20 protein-coding genes are annotated in these 15,693 nt (G+C 60.2%); 16 read left to right on the forward strand and 4 right to left on the reverse strand.

Going from position 1 to position 15,693, the window contains the following annotated elements; genetic code table 11:
* Positions 1-35 precede the first annotated feature (35 nt).
* Genes IB266_RS03030 through IB266_RS03055 form a run of 6 tightly spaced genes read left to right on the forward strand, consistent with a single transcriptional unit; the run spans position 36 to position 5,984 of the window.
* Positions 36-1,589, forward strand: a complete 1,554-nt coding sequence (locus IB266_RS03030; RefSeq protein WP_072405219.1) for a sugar ABC transporter ATP-binding protein — start codon at positions 36-38, stop codon at positions 1,587-1,589.
* Complete coding sequence (locus IB266_RS03035; RefSeq protein ID WP_060738184.1) at positions 1,586-2,563, forward strand: ABC transporter permease; 978 nt, start codon at positions 1,586-1,588, stop codon at positions 2,561-2,563. The genes IB266_RS03030 and IB266_RS03035 overlap by 4 nt, the downstream gene beginning before the upstream one ends.
* 3 nt (positions 2,564-2,566) lie before the next feature.
* Positions 2,567-3,586: a LacI family DNA-binding transcriptional regulator gene (locus tag IB266_RS03040; protein WP_092175792.1), complete on the forward strand. Its 1,020-nt coding sequence runs from the start codon at positions 2,567-2,569 to the stop codon at positions 3,584-3,586.
* A gap of 23 nt (positions 3,587-3,609) precedes the next feature.
* Positions 3,610-4,524, forward strand: a complete 915-nt coding sequence (gene rbsK / locus IB266_RS03045; protein WP_192260069.1) for a ribokinase — start codon at positions 3,610-3,612, stop codon at positions 4,522-4,524.
* On the forward strand, positions 4,521-4,925 hold the full coding sequence (gene rbsD / locus IB266_RS03050) for a D-ribose pyranase (protein WP_060738181.1): 405 nt from the start codon (positions 4,521-4,523) through the stop codon (positions 4,923-4,925). The genes rbsK and rbsD overlap by 4 nt, the downstream gene beginning before the upstream one ends.
* Positions 4,926-4,955: 30 nt before the next feature.
* Positions 4,956-5,984, forward strand: a complete 1,029-nt coding sequence (locus tag IB266_RS03055) for a nucleoside hydrolase (RefSeq protein WP_192260070.1) — start codon at positions 4,956-4,958, stop codon at positions 5,982-5,984.
* Positions 5,985-6,031: 47 nt separating this feature from the next.
* Here IB266_RS03055 and IB266_RS03060 read toward each other — a convergent pair whose 3' ends face one another.
* Complete coding sequence (locus IB266_RS03060; RefSeq protein ID WP_072405216.1) at positions 6,032-6,229, reverse strand: hypothetical protein; 198 nt, start codon at positions 6,227-6,229, stop codon at positions 6,032-6,034.
* 129 nt (positions 6,230-6,358) lie between these two features.
* Between IB266_RS03060 and IB266_RS03065 the strand changes: the two genes are divergently transcribed.
* Together IB266_RS03065 and IB266_RS03070 are read left to right on the forward strand one after the other, a co-directional pair.
* The gene (locus tag IB266_RS03065; RefSeq protein WP_192260071.1) at positions 6,359-6,664 is read left to right on the forward strand and encodes a hypothetical protein; all 306 of its coding nucleotides are present in this window, start codon (positions 6,359-6,361) and stop codon (positions 6,662-6,664) included.
* A 156-nt stretch (positions 6,665-6,820) separates the two neighbouring features.
* A complete protein-coding gene (locus IB266_RS03070) occupies positions 6,821-7,135 on the forward strand; it encodes an I78 family peptidase inhibitor (protein WP_192260072.1) in 315 nt (104 codons plus the stop codon).
* A 67-nt stretch (positions 7,136-7,202) separates the two neighbouring features.
* Here IB266_RS03070 and IB266_RS03075 read toward each other — a convergent pair whose 3' ends face one another.
* From IB266_RS03075 to IB266_RS03085, 3 genes are read right to left on the reverse strand one after another with little or no spacing between them, the layout of a single operon-like run.
* Entirely contained in the window at positions 7,203-7,415 is a 213-nt protein-coding gene (locus IB266_RS03075; RefSeq protein ID WP_003179963.1) for a cold-shock protein, read from the reverse strand.
* Positions 7,416-7,441: 26 nt separating this feature from the next.
* Positions 7,442-7,687, reverse strand: a complete 246-nt coding sequence (locus IB266_RS03080; protein WP_192260073.1) for a hypothetical protein — start codon at positions 7,685-7,687, stop codon at positions 7,442-7,444.
* A gap of 16 nt (positions 7,688-7,703) precedes the next feature.
* Positions 7,704-8,006: a hypothetical protein gene (locus IB266_RS03085; RefSeq protein WP_060738176.1), complete on the reverse strand. Its 303-nt coding sequence runs from the start codon at positions 8,004-8,006 to the stop codon at positions 7,704-7,706.
* Positions 8,007-8,379: 373 nt separating this feature from the next.
* Between IB266_RS03085 and thrS the strand changes: the two genes are divergently transcribed.
* The 8 genes from thrS to IB266_RS03125 all read left to right on the forward strand — a co-directional run bounded on the left by thrS (position 8,380) and on the right by IB266_RS03125 (position 15,674).
* The gene (gene thrS / locus IB266_RS03090; RefSeq protein WP_014337550.1) at positions 8,380-10,302 is read left to right on the forward strand and encodes a threonine--tRNA ligase; all 1,923 of its coding nucleotides are present in this window, start codon (positions 8,380-8,382) and stop codon (positions 10,300-10,302) included.
* Positions 10,302-10,853 (forward strand): translation initiation factor IF-3, encoded by a 552-nt coding sequence (gene infC / locus IB266_RS03095; RefSeq protein WP_169432615.1) that lies wholly within the window; start codon positions 10,302-10,304, stop codon positions 10,851-10,853. The genes thrS and infC overlap by 1 nt, the downstream gene beginning before the upstream one ends.
* 60 nt (positions 10,854-10,913) lie before the next feature.
* Positions 10,914-11,108 carry a 50S ribosomal protein L35 gene (gene rpmI / locus IB266_RS03100; protein ID WP_002553160.1) on the forward strand — a complete coding sequence of 65 codons (195 nt, stop codon included), beginning with the start codon at positions 10,914-10,916 and terminating at the stop codon, positions 11,106-11,108.
* 30 nt (positions 11,109-11,138) lie between these two features.
* The gene (rplT, locus tag IB266_RS03105) at positions 11,139-11,495 is read left to right on the forward strand and encodes a 50S ribosomal protein L20 (RefSeq protein ID WP_002553161.1); all 357 of its coding nucleotides are present in this window, start codon (positions 11,139-11,141) and stop codon (positions 11,493-11,495) included.
* Between the two features lie 109 nt (positions 11,496-11,604).
* Positions 11,605-12,621 carry a phenylalanine--tRNA ligase subunit alpha gene (gene pheS, locus IB266_RS03110; RefSeq protein ID WP_003203624.1) on the forward strand — a complete coding sequence of 339 codons (1,017 nt, stop codon included), beginning with the start codon at positions 11,605-11,607 and terminating at the stop codon, positions 12,619-12,621.
* Between the two features lie 31 nt (positions 12,622-12,652).
* Positions 12,653-15,031, forward strand: a complete 2,379-nt coding sequence (pheT, locus tag IB266_RS03115; protein WP_192260074.1) for a phenylalanine--tRNA ligase subunit beta — start codon at positions 12,653-12,655, stop codon at positions 15,029-15,031.
* Positions 15,032-15,034: 3 nt separating this feature from the next.
* Entirely contained in the window at positions 15,035-15,337 is a 303-nt protein-coding gene (gene ihfA / locus IB266_RS03120) for an integration host factor subunit alpha (RefSeq protein WP_002553164.1), read from the forward strand.
* Positions 15,318-15,674, forward strand: a complete 357-nt coding sequence (locus IB266_RS03125) for a MerR family transcriptional regulator (protein ID WP_003179985.1) — start codon at positions 15,318-15,320, stop codon at positions 15,672-15,674. Before ihfA ends, IB266_RS03125 begins: the two co-directional genes overlap by 20 nt.
* Positions 15,675-15,693: the final 19 nt, after the last annotated feature.

Genomic DNA, 15,693 nt, shown 5'->3' on the forward strand with positions numbered 1-15,693 from the left:
TCGCCCATCCGGGCGAGCGCATTGGAGAGTTTGTTATGTCCGTTCGCGACCCGAACGCTGTCCTGTGCGTCAGCGGTATCGGCAAGACCTATGCCCAGCCGGTACTGACCGATATCAACCTGACGTTGATGCGCGGTGAAGTGCTGGCGCTGACCGGTGAAAATGGCGCCGGCAAAAGCACCCTGTCCAAGATCATCGGCGGGCTGGTGACGCCGACGACCGGGCAGATGCAATTTCAGGGGCAGGATTATCGTCCTGGCAGCCGGACCCAGGCTGAAGAGCTGGGCGTGCGCATGGTGATGCAGGAACTCAACCTGCTGCCGACCCTGTCCGTGGCTGAAAACCTGTTCCTCGACAACCTGCCCAGCCACGGCGGCTGGATCAGTCGCAAGCAATTGCGCAAGGCGGCCATCGAGGCCATGGCCCAGGTGGGGCTCGATGCGATCGATCCCGACACGCTGGTCGGCGAGCTGGGGATCGGTCACCAACAGATGGTCGAGATCGCCCGCAACCTGATTGGCGATTGCCATGTGCTGATTCTCGATGAACCGACCGCCATGCTGACGGCCCGCGAAGTCGAAATGCTCTTTGAGCAGATCACCCGCTTGCAGGCGCGTGGCGTGTCGATCATCTACATTTCCCATCGTCTCGAAGAACTGGCGCGGGTCGCCCAGCGCATTGCGGTACTGCGCGATGGCAACCTGGTCTGCGTCGAGCCGATGGCCAACTACGACAGCGAGCAACTGGTGACCCTGATGGTCGGCCGGGAGCTGGGCGAGCATATCGACCTTGGCCCTCGCCAGATCGGCGCGCCGGCGTTGACCGTTAAAGGCCTGACCCGTTCCGACAAGGTCCGCGACGTGTCCTTCGAAGTCCGCAGTGGCGAGATCTTCGGCATCTCCGGCCTGATCGGGGCAGGGCGCACCGAACTGTTGCGGCTGATCTTCGGTGCCGATCCGGCCGACAGCGGCACGGTGGCGCTGGGTTCGCCGGCCCGGGTGGTGAGCATTCGCTCGCCGTCCGATGCGGTGGCCCATGGCATCGCGTTGATCACCGAAGACCGCAAGGGCGAAGGCTTGCTGCTGACGCAGTCCATCGCCGCCAACATTGCCCTGGGTAACATGCCGGAGATTTCCAGCGCTGGCCTGGTCAACGGCAGCGCCGAACTGGCCTTGGCGCAGCGCCAGGTCGATGCCATGCGCATCCGCAGTTCCAGCCCGACCCAGTTGGTGTCCGAGCTGTCGGGCGGCAACCAGCAGAAAGTCGTGATCGGTCGTTGGCTCGAACGCGATTGCGCGGTCATGCTGTTCGACGAGCCGACCCGTGGCATCGACGTCGGCGCCAAATTCGACATTTATGCGCTGCTCGGCGAGTTGACTCGCCAGGGCAAGGCGCTGGTCGTGGTGTCCAGTGATCTGCGGGAACTGATGTTGATCTGCGACCGAATCGGCGTGCTGTCCGCCGGGCGCCTGATCGACACCTTCGAGCGCGACAGCTGGACCCAGGATGACTTGCTTGCCGCCGCATTCGCCGGCTACCAGAAACGTGATGCGTTGCTCAACGAAGCAGCGCCTAGGGATTTTTCATGAAAACCGCATCTGCCGTCGGCAAATCGAGTGGCAACTTCTATGGCCTCGGGACCTACCTGGGCCTGGCCGGCGCACTGCTGGCCATGGTCGCGCTGTTCTCAACCCTGAGCAGCCATTTCCTGTCCTATGACACGTTCAGCACCTTGGCCAACCAGATTCCCGACCTGATGGTGCTGGCGGTCGGCATGACGTTCATCCTGATCATCGGCGGCATCGACCTGTCGGTAGGCTCGGTGCTGGCACTGGCGGCCTCGACGGTCAGTGTGGCCGTGCTCGGCTGGGGCTGGAGCGTCTGGCCGTCGGCCTTGCTCGGCATGGCCGTGGCAGCGCTGGCGGGTACGGTCACCGGTTCGATCACCGTTGCGTGGCGGATTCCATCGTTCATCGTCTCCCTCGGCGTGCTGGAAATGGCCCGGGGCCTGGCGTACCAGATGACCGGTTCCCGGACCGCCTACATCGGCGACTCGTTCGCCTGGCTGTCCAACCCCATCGCCTTTGGTATCTCGCCTTCGTTCATCATCGCCTTGCTGGTGATCTTCATTGCCCAGGCGGTGCTGACCCGCACGGTGTTCGGTCGCTACCTGATCGGCATCGGCACCAATGAAGAAGCCGTGCGCCTGGCCGGCATCAATCCAAAGCCCTACAAGATCCTGGTGTTCAGCCTGATGGGCTTGCTGGCCGGCGTGGCGGCGTTGTTCCAGATTTCCCGCCTGGAGGCCGCGGACCCGAACGCTGGCTCGGGGCTGGAACTGCAGGTGATCGCGGCGGTGGTCATCGGCGGTACCAGCCTGATGGGTGGGCGAGGCTCGGTCATCAGTACCTTCTTTGGCGTGTTGATCATCTCCGTGCTGGCGGCGGGTCTGGCACAGATCGGCGCTACCGAGCCGACCAAGCGCATCATCACCGGTGCGGTGATCGTGGTGGCGGTCGTGCTCGATACCTATCGCAGTCAGCGCGCCAGTCGGCGGGGCTGAACCATGGCGACGATCAAGGATGTAGCAGCGCTCGCGGGGATTTCCTACACCACCGTGTCCCACGTGGTTAACAAGACGCGGCCGGTCAGCGAAGAAGTGCGACTCAAGGTCGAGGCGGCCATCGAGCGCCTGGACTATGTGCCCAGTGCCGTGGCCCGGTCGCTCAAGGCCAAGACCACGGCGACCATCGGCCTGTTGGTGCCCAACAGCCTCAACCCTTACTTTGCCGAGTTGGCCCGGGGTATCGAGGATTACTGTGAGCGCAACGGCTATTGCGTGATCCTGTGCAACTCCGACGACAACCCGGACAAGCAACGCAGCTACCTGCGGGTGCTGCTGGAAAAACGCATCGATGGCCTGATCTTCGCGTCCGCCGGAGGCGATGTCGGCCTGGCCGAGGGCCTGGCCAGCGTGCGCACGCCCATGGTGATCGTCGACCGCGGGCTCGATGGCGTCGACGCGGACCTGGTGCGCATCGATCATGAATACGGCGCCTACCTGGCGACCCGGCACCTGCTGGAGTTGGGTCACCACGACATCGCCTTCATCGGCGGCCCGGCCGATACCAGCGTGGCGCAGATGCGCCTGGCCGGTTACTGCCGGGCGCTGAAAGAGGCCGGGATCGAGCTGCCCGTCGAGCGCATGCTCGAAAGCGATTTCACCAGTACCGGCGGTTACCGCGCCGCTGCGCAACTGCTTGAACAGCTGCCGCCCAGCGCGATCTTCGCGGCCAACGACATGATCGGCATCGGTGTACTGCGCGCCGCGGCTGAACGCAATGTGCGCGTGCCCAGCGAACTGTCGGTCATCGGTTTCGATGACATCCAGATGAGCCGCTATGTCTACCCGGCGTTGACCACGGTGGGGCAGTCGATCCTGCAGCTCGGGGAGATGGCGGCCGAAGTGCTGCTGCGGCGTATCGCTACGCCGGGCCTTGCCACCGACCAGCGGATCGTGACGCCGAGTATTGTCTTGCGAGAGTCGACTGCACCGCTGTCCGGTACATTCGCCCAATACCGCTGAACCGAATTGATGAGTAGTGATGTATGCCAGCAAAAGTAGTGGTAATAGGCAGTCTGAATATGGACCTGGTGACCCGGGCGCCGCGCTTGCCCCGTGGCGGTGAAACGCTGATCGGCGAGTCGTTCGCGACCATCCCGGGGGGCAAGGGCGCCAACCAGGCGGTAGCCGCCGCGCGCCTGGGGGCGCAGGTGTCGATGGTCGGCTGCGTGGGCGACGATGCCTATGGCGAACAATTACGCGGCGCGTTGCTGGCCGAGGGCATCGACTGCCAGGCGGTCCGCGTGGAGCAGGGTTCCAGCGGCGTGGCACTGATTGTCGTCGACGACAACAGCCAGAATGCGATCGTTATCGTCGCCGGTGCCAACGGAGCGCTCACCGCCGAGGTCCTGGACGGTGTCGATGAGGTACTGCAAAGCGCCGATGTCATCATCTGCCAGCTCGAAGTGCCGGATGCCACCGTCGGCCATGCCCTCAAGCGCGGGCGGGAGTTGGGCAAAATCGTCATCCTCAACCCGGCGCCGGCTTCCCATGCGTTGCCCGCCGACTGGTATGCCTGCATCGACTACCTGATTCCCAATGAGAGCGAAGCCGCGGTGCTGAGCGGGCTGGCGGTGGATTCCCTGGAAACCGCAGAGGCCGCCGCAGCGCATTTGATCGCCGCCGGTGCCGGCAAGGTGATCGTCACCCTGGGGGCCCAGGGGCTGATGTTCGCCAACGGCGCCAGCTTCGAGCATTTCCCGGCCCCGCGGGTCAAGGCCGTGGATACCACGGCCGCCGGGGATACCTTTGTCGGCGGCTTCGCGGCAGCCTTGGCCAGCGGCAAAAGCGAGGTCGATGCGATTCGTTTCGGCCAGGTCGCTGCCGCGCTGTCGGTCACCCGCGCCGGCGCGCAACCTTCAATCCCCACGTTGCTGGAAGTACAGGCTTTCAAATCATGAAAAAGACGCCGTTATTGAATGTGGCACTGTCCCGACTGATCGCTTCCCTCGGCCATGGCGACAAGGTGGTCATCGGTGATGCCGGCCTGCCCGTGCCGCCCCAGGTCGAATTGATTGACCTGGCCCTGACCCATGGCATTCCTGACTTTGTCAGCACCTTGAAGGTGGTGCTCAGCGAAATGCAGGTGGAAAGCCATGTCCTGGCCGAGGAGATCCTCGACAAGCAGCCGTTGGCCCTGGCAACCCTGGAGACGCTGAATGCCGAGGGGGCGTTGGGTGAGCGGGCGTTGGTCAGCCATGAGCAATTCAAGGTCATCAGCCGACAGGCACGGGCGATCATTCGTACAGGCGAATGCTCGCCGTACTGCAATATCGTGCTGGTCGCTGGAGTGACGTTCTAACCCTGTTCAACCCTGCACAAGGAGTGCGCCATGCACCGCTATGCTGAGAAAATGCATCAACTGATCCGGAGTCTGCTGCTTTTGTCATTGATCACTGCAACGAGCGCCCAGGCGGCGGAAAAGATCGACCTGATCATCGACACCGACCCAGGCGCCGACGACGTGGTGGCGCTGCTGTTCGCCCTGGCGTCGCCCGAGGAACTGCATATCCGTGCGCTGACCACCGTCGCCGGCAATGTGCGCCTGGACAAGACCTCGCGCAACGCTCGCCTGACCCGTGAGTGGGCGGGGCGCGAAGACGTGCCGGTCTATGCCGGTGCGCCGAAACCTTTGATGCGCACGCCCATCTACGCAGAAAACATCCATGGCAAGGAAGGCCTGTCGGGTGTCACGGTGCACGAGCCGAAGAAGGGGCTCGCCGAAGGCAATGCCGTCAACTACCTGATCGACACGCTGAAGGCGGCCAAGCCCCACAGCATCACCATTGCCATGCTGGGGCCGCAGACCAACCTGGCGCTGGCGTTGGTCCAGGAACCGGACATTGTCCAGGGCATCAAGGAAGTGGTGATCATGGGCGGTGCGCACTTCAACGGCGGCAATATCACCCCGGTGGCTGAGTTCAATCTGTTCGCTGATCCGCAGGCGGCCGAGGTGGTGGCCAAGAGCGGCGTGAAGCTGACCTACCTGCCGTTGGATGTGACCCACAAGATTCTCACCAGCGAGGCGCGCCTGAAGCAGATCGCGGCGCTGAACAACAATGCCAGCAAGCTGGTGGGCGATATCCTCAACGAATACGTCAAGGGCGACATGGAGCACTACGGCATGACGGGCGGGCCGGTGCATGACGCGACCGTGATTGCCTACCTGCTCAAGCCGCAATTGTTCACTGGTCGTTCAGTCAATGTCGTGGTGGACAGTCGCGAGGGCCCGACGTTCGGGCAGACCATCGTCGACTGGTACGATGGCCTGAAAGCGCCGAAGAACGCGTTCTGGGTGGAAAACGGCGATGCCCAGGGGTTCTTTGACTTGCTGACCGAGCGCCTGGCGCGCCTGAAGTAATCTGCCTGGCTATAGCGCGCCCCTGGCTGGACCCGCGGGCGCGTACCTCAATCCACGGCGTCGACGATGCTCGGGTAGCGCTCGAATGTCTGCTGGATGAAGTTGCGGGCGACTTCTATCCCCAACTCTTTCACCAACAATTCTATGCAGATGATTGCCAGTTCCTCCGGGCTGCCCGGGCTATAGGAACTGTGGCCCTCCGACCATTTGGCATTGATGGTGGCTTCGATACTGACGGTACTCATGGTCGGGCTCGCGAGTTGAAGGTCTGTAGGCTGAGTTAAACATTTTTGCCCGGGATTTGGCACTGCGACTTAGGCATTGGGGGAGGGCTGTGCGACACTTGTTCCTTTATTTTTCAAAGGAGCTTCGCCGTGCAGATAGATTTGAACGCTCCTGATGGCCTGACCGTCGAGGCGGTTCGTCAGTTGCTGGCCTCGGCCAGTGACGACGAGCATACCCAACTGCGCGTGACCAAGGGTGGCATTGCCTATTTGTCCTCGGGTGTGGTCGGTGGCGTTGACATCGATGGTTTGCGGTTTCGGCTCGAAACTTGGGCGAAGGGCTCGGGGTACGTCGGCCGGGTCGCTGCCAGCGACGAGGTCTGGGTCATGCAGATCTACAACGCGCTGAAGGACAACTGGCCCAATCCGCCCTTCGATTACATTGACGTTTATTGAGCCGTGTTCATATCCAGTCACGATTCAGGCCTGAACAGCGGGAACGGGCTCAGGCAAACTGCCAGCTTTCCCCTGGCTGAGGCCTGCGGTGTTGAAACCAAGCGCCGTTTGGGCTGTCGCACGTTCTCTGTTTATTCATCGAAAAAAGGAGGCTTCATGCCTTGGAAGCTCGCGTCATTGAGTACTTTGCTGGCCGCCATGTTCTTGAGCGGTTGCAGCAGCACCTCTGAATCGACCCCCGAACCTGTGGCGGCCGAGACCGGTCACAGCCGCTGCGAAGCAAAGGCCGCCGAGTTCGCCATTGGCAAGAAGGCCTCGCCACAGTTGCTGGAGCAGGCCCGTACCCGCGCCGGCGCGCAGAATGCCCGGATCCTCAAGCCCAACGACATGGTCACGCTCGAGTACCGCTCCGATCGCCTGAACCTCAATACCGATGCCGACCTGGTGATCAACCGGGTGAACTGTGGCTGATTGACGCTTTTCGATCGCCCATAAAAAACCCCGTCACATGGACGGGGTTTTTTTGTGCGCCGAGAAATTACTCTGGGCGAACCTGTGCAGCTTGCATACCCTTTTGGCCTTTCTCAGCCACGAAGGAAACGGTCTGGCCTTCTTTCAGGCTTTTGAAACCGTCGCTTTCGATAGCTTTGAAGTGTACGAACAGGTCGTCACCGCCACCTTGAGGAGTGATGAAGCCGAAGCCTTTTTCATCGTTGAACCATTTAACGGTGCCGGTTTGGCGATTAGACATGGTGTATCTCCAAGAAACATATATTTTCAGTGTACTGTGCTGCTCAGGCCAACTGGGCACACCCGGGTATCATAGTCGAAATGTTCGATTTGGGAGCCCCCCGCAGGCGCTGTTTGCCAATCAGTCGTGTTTACTTTATCGCCTTTACCCGCTGAAAGGCCCGGTTTTAAAGGCTTTGAGCCGAAAGTAAAGACGATAAAAAAAGCTGTAAAACCTGCATAAATAGTACGAAAAAGCGCTTTTTTTGGCCTTTTACCAGCCCCGGGCGGCATCAAAGGCTCCAGTTATTCACTTTTTCGCAGGCGCATTGGCCTTGCATTTGGCGATCTCGCCGAGGGCTTTTTGCTGCAATTGGGGGGTGGCCTTGTTGTCCATCAGCGCCTGGATATCACTCGCCGGGTAGGACTTGATGGCGTCGGCGCCACAGGCGCAGTGGGATTTCGCCGCCGCCGCGCCAATCTGCGGGGTCGCTGCCTGGGTGCACTGGGCCATGTATTTATCCCGCTCGCCCTTCGGCCAGTCAGCGTGGGCACTCAAAGGCAGCAGCAGAACAATGGGGGCGACTACGGCGAACAGGGTATTGAGACGCATGCGGGGATGCTCCTTCTGGGTCGATGTTCTGTGATTCGAGGGCTCTAGGGCCGATCAAGTTCAGCACTCTGGCATAAAAGCAGACGATTTGCCTTCCTGTGACAGCCTTGTGCATCGATGACCGTTCATCTGTGCTAGCATGCCGGGCTCGGCTATTTCCAGGCTGTGGATGCTCGTTCGTCCCGGTGGCAAAGAGTCCGAATAACCCTGATTTGAATCCCAGTCACTCTGGTTCGGTTTTCCCGGTTGGCCGCAAGGCTCCTGCCGCTGTAAGGCAGGCGTTCGTCATTGAATGGCCTGGACTGGATCTTGTACTGGCTCATCCCAACCCACGTGACCTTTGGTAGGGGTCACCACTAGGAGAGGAGGCGCCATGCCAACTATTACTCTTCCCGACGGCAGTCAACGTTCGTTCGATCACCCGGTTTCCGTAGCCGAGGTCGCCGCATCCATCGGCGCGGGCCTGGCCAAGGCGACCCTGGCTGGCAAGGTCAACGGCAAACTGGTCGACGCCAGTGACGTCATCGACAGCGACGCCACGCTGCAAATCATCACGCCCAAGGATGAAGAGGGGCTGGAGATCATTCGCCACTCCTGCGCGCACTTGGTTGGCCACGCGGTCAAGCAACTGTACCCGAGCGCGAAGATGGTCATCGGGCCGGTCATCGACGAAGGCTTCTATTACGACATCGCCTTCGAGCGTCCTTTCACGCCGGACGACATGGCCGCCATCGAACAGCGCATGCAGCAGCTGATCGAGAAAGATTACGACGTCATCAAGAAAGTCACCCCGCGCGCTGAAGTCATCGAAGTCTTCAAGGCCCGTGGCGAGGACTACAAGCTGCGTCTGGTGGAAGACATGCCGGACGAGCAGGCCATGGGCCTGTACTACCACGAAGAATACGTCGACATGTGCCGCGGTCCGCACGTGCCGAACACGCGTTTCCTCAAATCCTTCAAGCTGACCAAGCTGTCCGGCGCCTACTGGCGTGGCGATGCGAAGAACGAGCAGTTGCAGCGCGTCTACGGCACTGCCTGGGCGGACAAGAAGCAACTGGCGGCCTACATCCAGCGCATCGAAGAAGCCGAAAAGCGCGATCACCGCAAGATCGGCAAGCGCCTGGGCCTGTTCCATACCCAGGAAGAGTCCCCGGGCATGGTGTTCTGGCACCCGAACGGCTGGACCCTGTACCAGGTGCTCGAGCAGTACATGCGCCAGGTCCAGCGTGAGAACGGCTACCTGGAGATCAAGACGCCACAAGTGGTCGACCGCAGCCTGTGGGAGAAATCCGGGCACTGGGCCAACTACGCCGACAACATGTTCACCACTCAGTCGGAAAACCGCGACTACGCCATCAAGCCGATGAACTGCCCGTGCCACGTGCAGGTGTTCAACCAGGGCCTGAAAAGCTACCGCGAGCTGCCAATGCGCCTGGCCGAGTTCGGTGCCTGCCACCGCAACGAGCCGTCGGGTGCGCTGCATGGCATCATGCGCGTGCGTGCGTTTACCCAGGACGATGCGCACATCTTCTGCACCGAAGAGCAGATGCAGGCCGAATCCGCCGCCTTCATCAAGCTGACCATGGACGTCTACCGGGACTTCGGCTTCACCGAGGTCGAGATGAAGCTGTCCACTCGTCCGGAAAAACGCGTCGGCTCCGACGAGCTGTGGGATCGCGCCGAAGCGGCCCTGGCCGCCGCCCTCGATAGCGCGGGCCTTGCGTATGACCTGCAGCCGGGCGAGGGGGCCTTCTACGGTCCGAAGATCGAGTTCTCGCTGAAAGATTGCCTCGGTCGCGTCTGGCAGTGTGGTACCCTGCAGCTCGATTTTAACCTGCCGATCCGTCTGGGCGCCGAATACGTGTCCGAAGACAACAGCCGCAAGCACCCGGTCATGCTTCACCGCGCGATCCTCGGTTCGTTCGAGCGTTTCGTCGGGATTCTGATCGAACACTACGAGGGTGCGTTCCCTGCGTGGCTGGCACCGACCCAGGCAGTGATCATGAATATCACTGATAAACAGGCAGATTTTGCCGCTGAAGTCGAAAAAACTCTCAACCAAAGCGGATTTCGTGCCAAGTCCGACTTGAGAAATGAAAAGATCGGCTTTAAAATCCGCGAGCATACTTTGCTCAAGGTTCCCTTTCTCTTGGTTATTGGAGATCGGGAGGTCGAGATGCAGACTGTCGCTGTGCGTACTCGTGAAGGTGCTGACCTGGGCTCGATGCCCGTCGCCGAATTCGCTGAGTTCCTCGCGCAAGCGGTTTCCCGGCGTGGTCGCCCAGATTTGGAGTAATTATTATTAAGCGTGAAATGAGACAAGATAAACGAGCTGCACCGAAAGCCCCGATCAACGAGAATATCTCGGCACGCGAGGTTCGGTTAATTGGCGCTGACGGCGAGCAGATTGGCATCGTCTCGATTGATGAAGCGCTTCGTATTGCTGAAGAAGCAAAGCTTGATCTGGTAGAAATTTCCGCGGACGCAGTCCCACCGGTTTGCCGGGTGATGGACTACGGCAAGTCGATCTTCGAGAAGAAGAAGCAGATTGCCGCGGCGAAGAAAAACCAGAAGCAGATTCAGGTAAAAGAAATCAAGTTTCGTCCAGGGACGGAGGAAGGGGATTACCAGGTAAAACTGCGCAACCTGGTACGTTTCCTGAGTGATGGGGACAGGGCCAAGGTATCCTTGCGATTCCGCGGCCGTGAGATGGCCCACCAGGAGCTGGGGATGGAACTCCTCAAGCGGGTTGAACAAGACCTGCTCGAGTACGGTTCGGTCGAACAGCATCCTAAGATGGAAGGACGCCAGCTGATCATGGTCATCGCCCCGAAAAAGAAGAAGTAATCACCAGGGCACGGCAGGCCTTGCGATTATGTTTATCAACTGAATGCGGAGTATCCGAACATGCCAAAGATGAAAACCAAAAGTGGTGCTGCTAAGCGGTTTCTGAAAACTGCTAACGGTATCAAGCACAAGCACGCTTTCAAGAGCCACATCCTGACCAAAATGTCGACCAAGCGTAAGCGTCAACTGCGCGGTAGCAGCTTGCTGCATCCGTCTGACGTGGCAAAAGTCGAGCGCATGCTGCGCCTTCGTTAATTTTTGGATCAAGAATAGAGGAAGTAACTCATGGCTCGTGTAAAGCGTGGCGTCATTGCCCGTAAGCGTCACAAAAAAATTCTGAAACTTGCTAAAGGCTACTACGGCGCGCGCTCCCGCGTATTCCGTGTTGCCAAGCAAGCGGTAATCAAGGCAGGCCAATACGCCTACCGTGACCGTCGTCAGAAAAAACGTCAGTTCCGCGCTCTGTGGATCGCTCGTATCAACGCTGGTGCTCGTGTTAACGGTCTGTCCTACAGCCGTTTCATCGCTGGCCTGAAAAAAGCGTCCATCGAGATCGACCGTAAGGTTCTGGCTGATCTGGCAGTGAACGAAAAAGCGGCGTTTGCTGCGATTGTCGAGAAAGCTAAAGCCACCTTGGCTTAAGTACCCCCGGCAGTCACCAGGGCCCACCTCTGTGGGCCCAGGTGCCAAACGTCATAAATAGGGGAAGAGCCTTAAAGCTCTTCCCCTATTTTGTATCTGGAGTCTGTACATGGAAAACCTGGACGCGCTGGTCGCTCAAGCACTAGAGGCTGTGCAAAGCGCTGAAGATATCAATGCCCTGGAGCAAATCCGGGTTCACTACCTTGGCAAGAAGGGCGAGTTGACTCAGGTGATGAAGACCCTGGGGAACCTGCCAGCCGAAGAGCGTCCGCAGGTCGGTGCGCTGATCAACGTTGCCAAGGAGCGTGTCACAGAAGTCCTCAATGCGCGCAAGGCGTTGTTCGAGGAGGCGGATCTGGCTGCCAAGCTCGCCGCCGAGTCCATCGACGTGACTCTGCCTGGCCGTGGCCAGACTTCCGGTGGCTTGCATCCGGTGACCCGGACCCTGGAACGCATCGAGCAGTTCTTCACCCACATCGGCTACGGCATTGCCGAAGGCCCTGAGGTCGAAGACGACTACCACAACTTCGAGGCACTCAACATCCCAGGCCATCACCCGGCCCGGTCGATGCATGACACCTTCTATTTCAATGCGAACATGCTGTTGCGCACCCATACCTCGCCGGTACAGGTCCGCACCATGGAATCGCAGCAGCCGCCGATCCGCATCGTCTGCCCAGGCCGTGTGTACCGCAGCGACTCCGATATCACCCACTCGCCGATGTTCCACCAGGTCGAAGGCCTGCTGGTTGATCGCGACATCAATTTCGCCGACCTGAAAGGCACGATCGAAGAGTTCCTGCGGGTGTTCTTCGAAAAAGAACTGGCGGTGCGTTTCCGCCCTTCGTACTTCCCGTTCACCGAGCCCTCCGCTGAAGTCGACATGGAATGCGTGATGTGCAGCGGCAAAGGCTGCCGCGTCTGCAAGCAGACTGGCTGGCTGGAAGTCATGGGCTGCGGCATGGTTCATCCGAACGTGCTGCGTATGTCCGGGATCGATCCGGAAGAGTTCTCGGGCTTTGCTTTCGGCATGGGCGTCGAGCGCCTGGCCATGCTGCGTTACGGTGTGAATGACTTGCGCCTGTTCTTCGACAACGACTTGCGGTTCCTTGCGCAATTTCGCTAGGTCGTGGTAACGAATTTATTAGGAGAACAGGATGAAATTCAGTGAACAATGGCTGCGCGGCTGGGTAAGCCCGCAGGTAAGTCGGGACGAGCTGGTTGCTCGCCTGTCGATGGCCGGTCTTGAGGTCGATAGCGTCACGCCGGCCGCCGGCGAATTCAGCGGCGTAGTGGTGGGTGAGGTATTGAGCACCGAGCAGCACCCGGACGCTGACAAATTGCGGGTTTGCCAGGTCAGCAATGGCGCGGAGACTTTCCAGGTGGTCTGCGGCGCACCTAACGTGCGTCCAGGCCTGAAGATCCCGTTCGCCATGATCGGTGCCGAACTGCCGGGCGACTTCAAGATCAAGAAAGCCAAGCTGCGTGGCGTCGAGTCCAACGGCATGTTGTGCTCCCAGGCCGAACTGCAGATCGGCGAAGGCAACGATGGCCTGATGGAACTGCCGGTTGATGCGCCGGTGGGCCAGGACATCCGTGAGTACCTGGGCCTGGACGATGCGAGCATCGAGGTCGACCTGACGCCGAACCGTGGCGACTGCCTGTCCCTGGCCGGCCTGGCCCGCGAAGTCGGTGCGTTGTATGCCGCCCCCGTGACGCGTCCGGTGGTCGCGGCCGTGCCGGCGGTGCATGACGAAGTGCGTTCGATTGACGTCCTGGCGCCGGCGGCATGCCCGCGTTACCTGGGTCGCGTGATCCGTAACGTCGACCTGTCCAAGCCAACACCGCTGTGGATGGTCGAGCGCCTGCGTCGCGCCGACGTGCGCAGCATCGACGCCGCCGTCGACATCACCAACTATGTGATGCTGGAGCTGGGTCAACCGCTGCATGCGTTCGATCTCGCCGAAATCAATGGCGGCATCCGCGTGCGCATGGCCGAAGAGGGTGAAAAGCTGGTGCTGCTCGACGGTCAGGAAGTGACCCTGCGCAGCGACACCCTGGTGATTGCCGACCACACCCGCGCCTTGGCGATTGCTGGCGTAATGGGCGGCGAGCACAGTGGCGTATCCGCCACGACCCGCGATGTATTCCTGGAAAGCGCGTTCTTCGACCAGATCGCCGTCGCTGGCAAGGCGCGTTCCTATGGCCTGCACACCGACGCCTCGCACCGCTACGAGCGTGGCGTGGACTGGCAGCTGGCCCGTGAAGCCATGGAGCGCGCCACTGGCCTGCTGCTGGAGATCACTGGCGGCGAAGCCGGCCCGATCATCGAGACCGTCAGCGAACAGCACCTGCCCAAGATCGCACCGGTCAACCTGCGTGCCCAGCGCATCACCCAGATGCTGGGTATGGAAATGGACGCCGCTGAAGTCGAACGCCTGCTCAGCGCCCTCGGCCTGAACATCAGCGCCGATGGGGCAGGGCAGTGGCGCGTCGAAGTGCCAAGCCATCGCTTCGATATCAGCCTGGAAGTCGACCTGATCGAAGAACTGGCTCGCCTGTATGGCTATAACCGTCTGCCGGTTCGCTACCCGCAAGCGCGCCTGGCCCCGCAAGCCAAGGCCGAAGCCCGCAGCGATCTGCCGGAACTGCGTCGCCTGCTGGTGGCCCGTGGTTATCAGGAAGCGATCACCTACAGCTTCATCGATCCACGCCAGTTCGAGCTGTTCAGCCCCGGTGTCGAGCCGCTGTTGCTGGCCAACCCGATCTCCAACGACATGGCGGCCATGCGCTCGTCGCTGTGGCCTGGTTTGGTCAAGTCGCTGCAGCACAACCTCAACCGCCAGCAGGATCGCGTTCGTCTGTTCGAAAGCGGCCTGCGCTTCGTCGGTCAACTGGACGGCTTGAAGCAAGAGCCGATGCTGGCCGGTGTCGTCTGCGGCAGTCGCTTGCCGGAAGGCTGGGCGCAAGGTCGCGATGTCGTCGATTTCTTCGACGTCAAGGCTGACGTGGAAGCGGTGCTGGGCTTCGCCGGCGCGCTCGACGCATTCACTTTCGTACCAGGCAAGCACCCGGCGCTGCACCCAGGGCAGACCGCACGCATCGAGCGAGACGGGCGTGAAGTCGGCTATGTCGGCGCCATCCACCCGGAACTGTCGAAAACCCTGGGCCTCGATCGTCCAGTCTTCGTTTTCGAGCTGGTGCTGGCCGAAGTGGCCCAAGGGAAAATGCCGAAATTCCAGGAGTTATCGCGCTTTCCTGAAGTGCGTCGTGACCTTGCGTTGCTGGCCGATCGCGACGTTGCATCCAGCGCCGTGCTGGAGGTAATACGTGAAAATGCAGGCGAATGGCTGACGGACCTCAGGCTATTTGACGTGTATCAGGGTAAAGGCATTGATCCGCATAGAAAAAGCCTTGCAGTTGGCTTGACCTGGCAGCATCCATCGCGCACTCTTAATGACGATGAGGTGAATACCGCAACGCAGAATATCCTCACCTCGCTCGAAAACAGGTTGAACGCCACGTTAAGGAAGTGACGTATGGGGGCTCTGACGAAAGCTGAGATGGCGGAACGTCTGTATGAGGAGCTGGGCCTGAATAAACGGGAGGCCAAAGAATTGGTCGAACTGTTTTTCGAAGAAATCAGGCACGCTCTGGAAGACAACGAACAGGTCAAATTGTCCGGTTTCGGCAATTTCGACCTTCGGGACAAACGCCAGCGGCCTGGCCGCAATCCGAAAACGGGAGAAGAAATCCCGATCACGGCTCGCCGTGTGGTCACCTTTCGTCCAGGGCAGAAGTTGAAGGCCCGAGTTGAGGCTTATGCTGGAACCAAGTCATAACGACGAACTACCCGTCATCCCGGGCAAACGCTACTTCACCATTGGTGAAGTCAGCGAGCTGTGTGCGGTAAAACCGCACGTGCTGCGCTATTGGGAGCAGGAGTTTCCTCAACTCAACCCGGTCAAGCGCCGCGGAAACCGCCGGTATTATCAGCGACAAGACGTGCTGATGATCCGGCAGATCCGCGCGCTGCTTTACGATCAGGGGTTCACCATCGGCGGCGCACGCCTGCGCCTCTCCGGTGATGAGGCCAAGGACGATACAACCCAGTACAAACAAATGATCCGCCAGATGATCGCCGAGCTTGAAGATGTGCTGGTGGTGCTCAAGAAATAAAATTTCTGCTTTAAATACT

The sequence above is a fragment of the Pseudomonas sp. Pdm06 genome (assembly GCF_014851795.1).
In the GTDB taxonomy this organism is placed as follows: Bacteria; Pseudomonadota; Gammaproteobacteria; order Pseudomonadales; family Pseudomonadaceae; genus Aquipseudomonas; species Aquipseudomonas fluorescens_AA.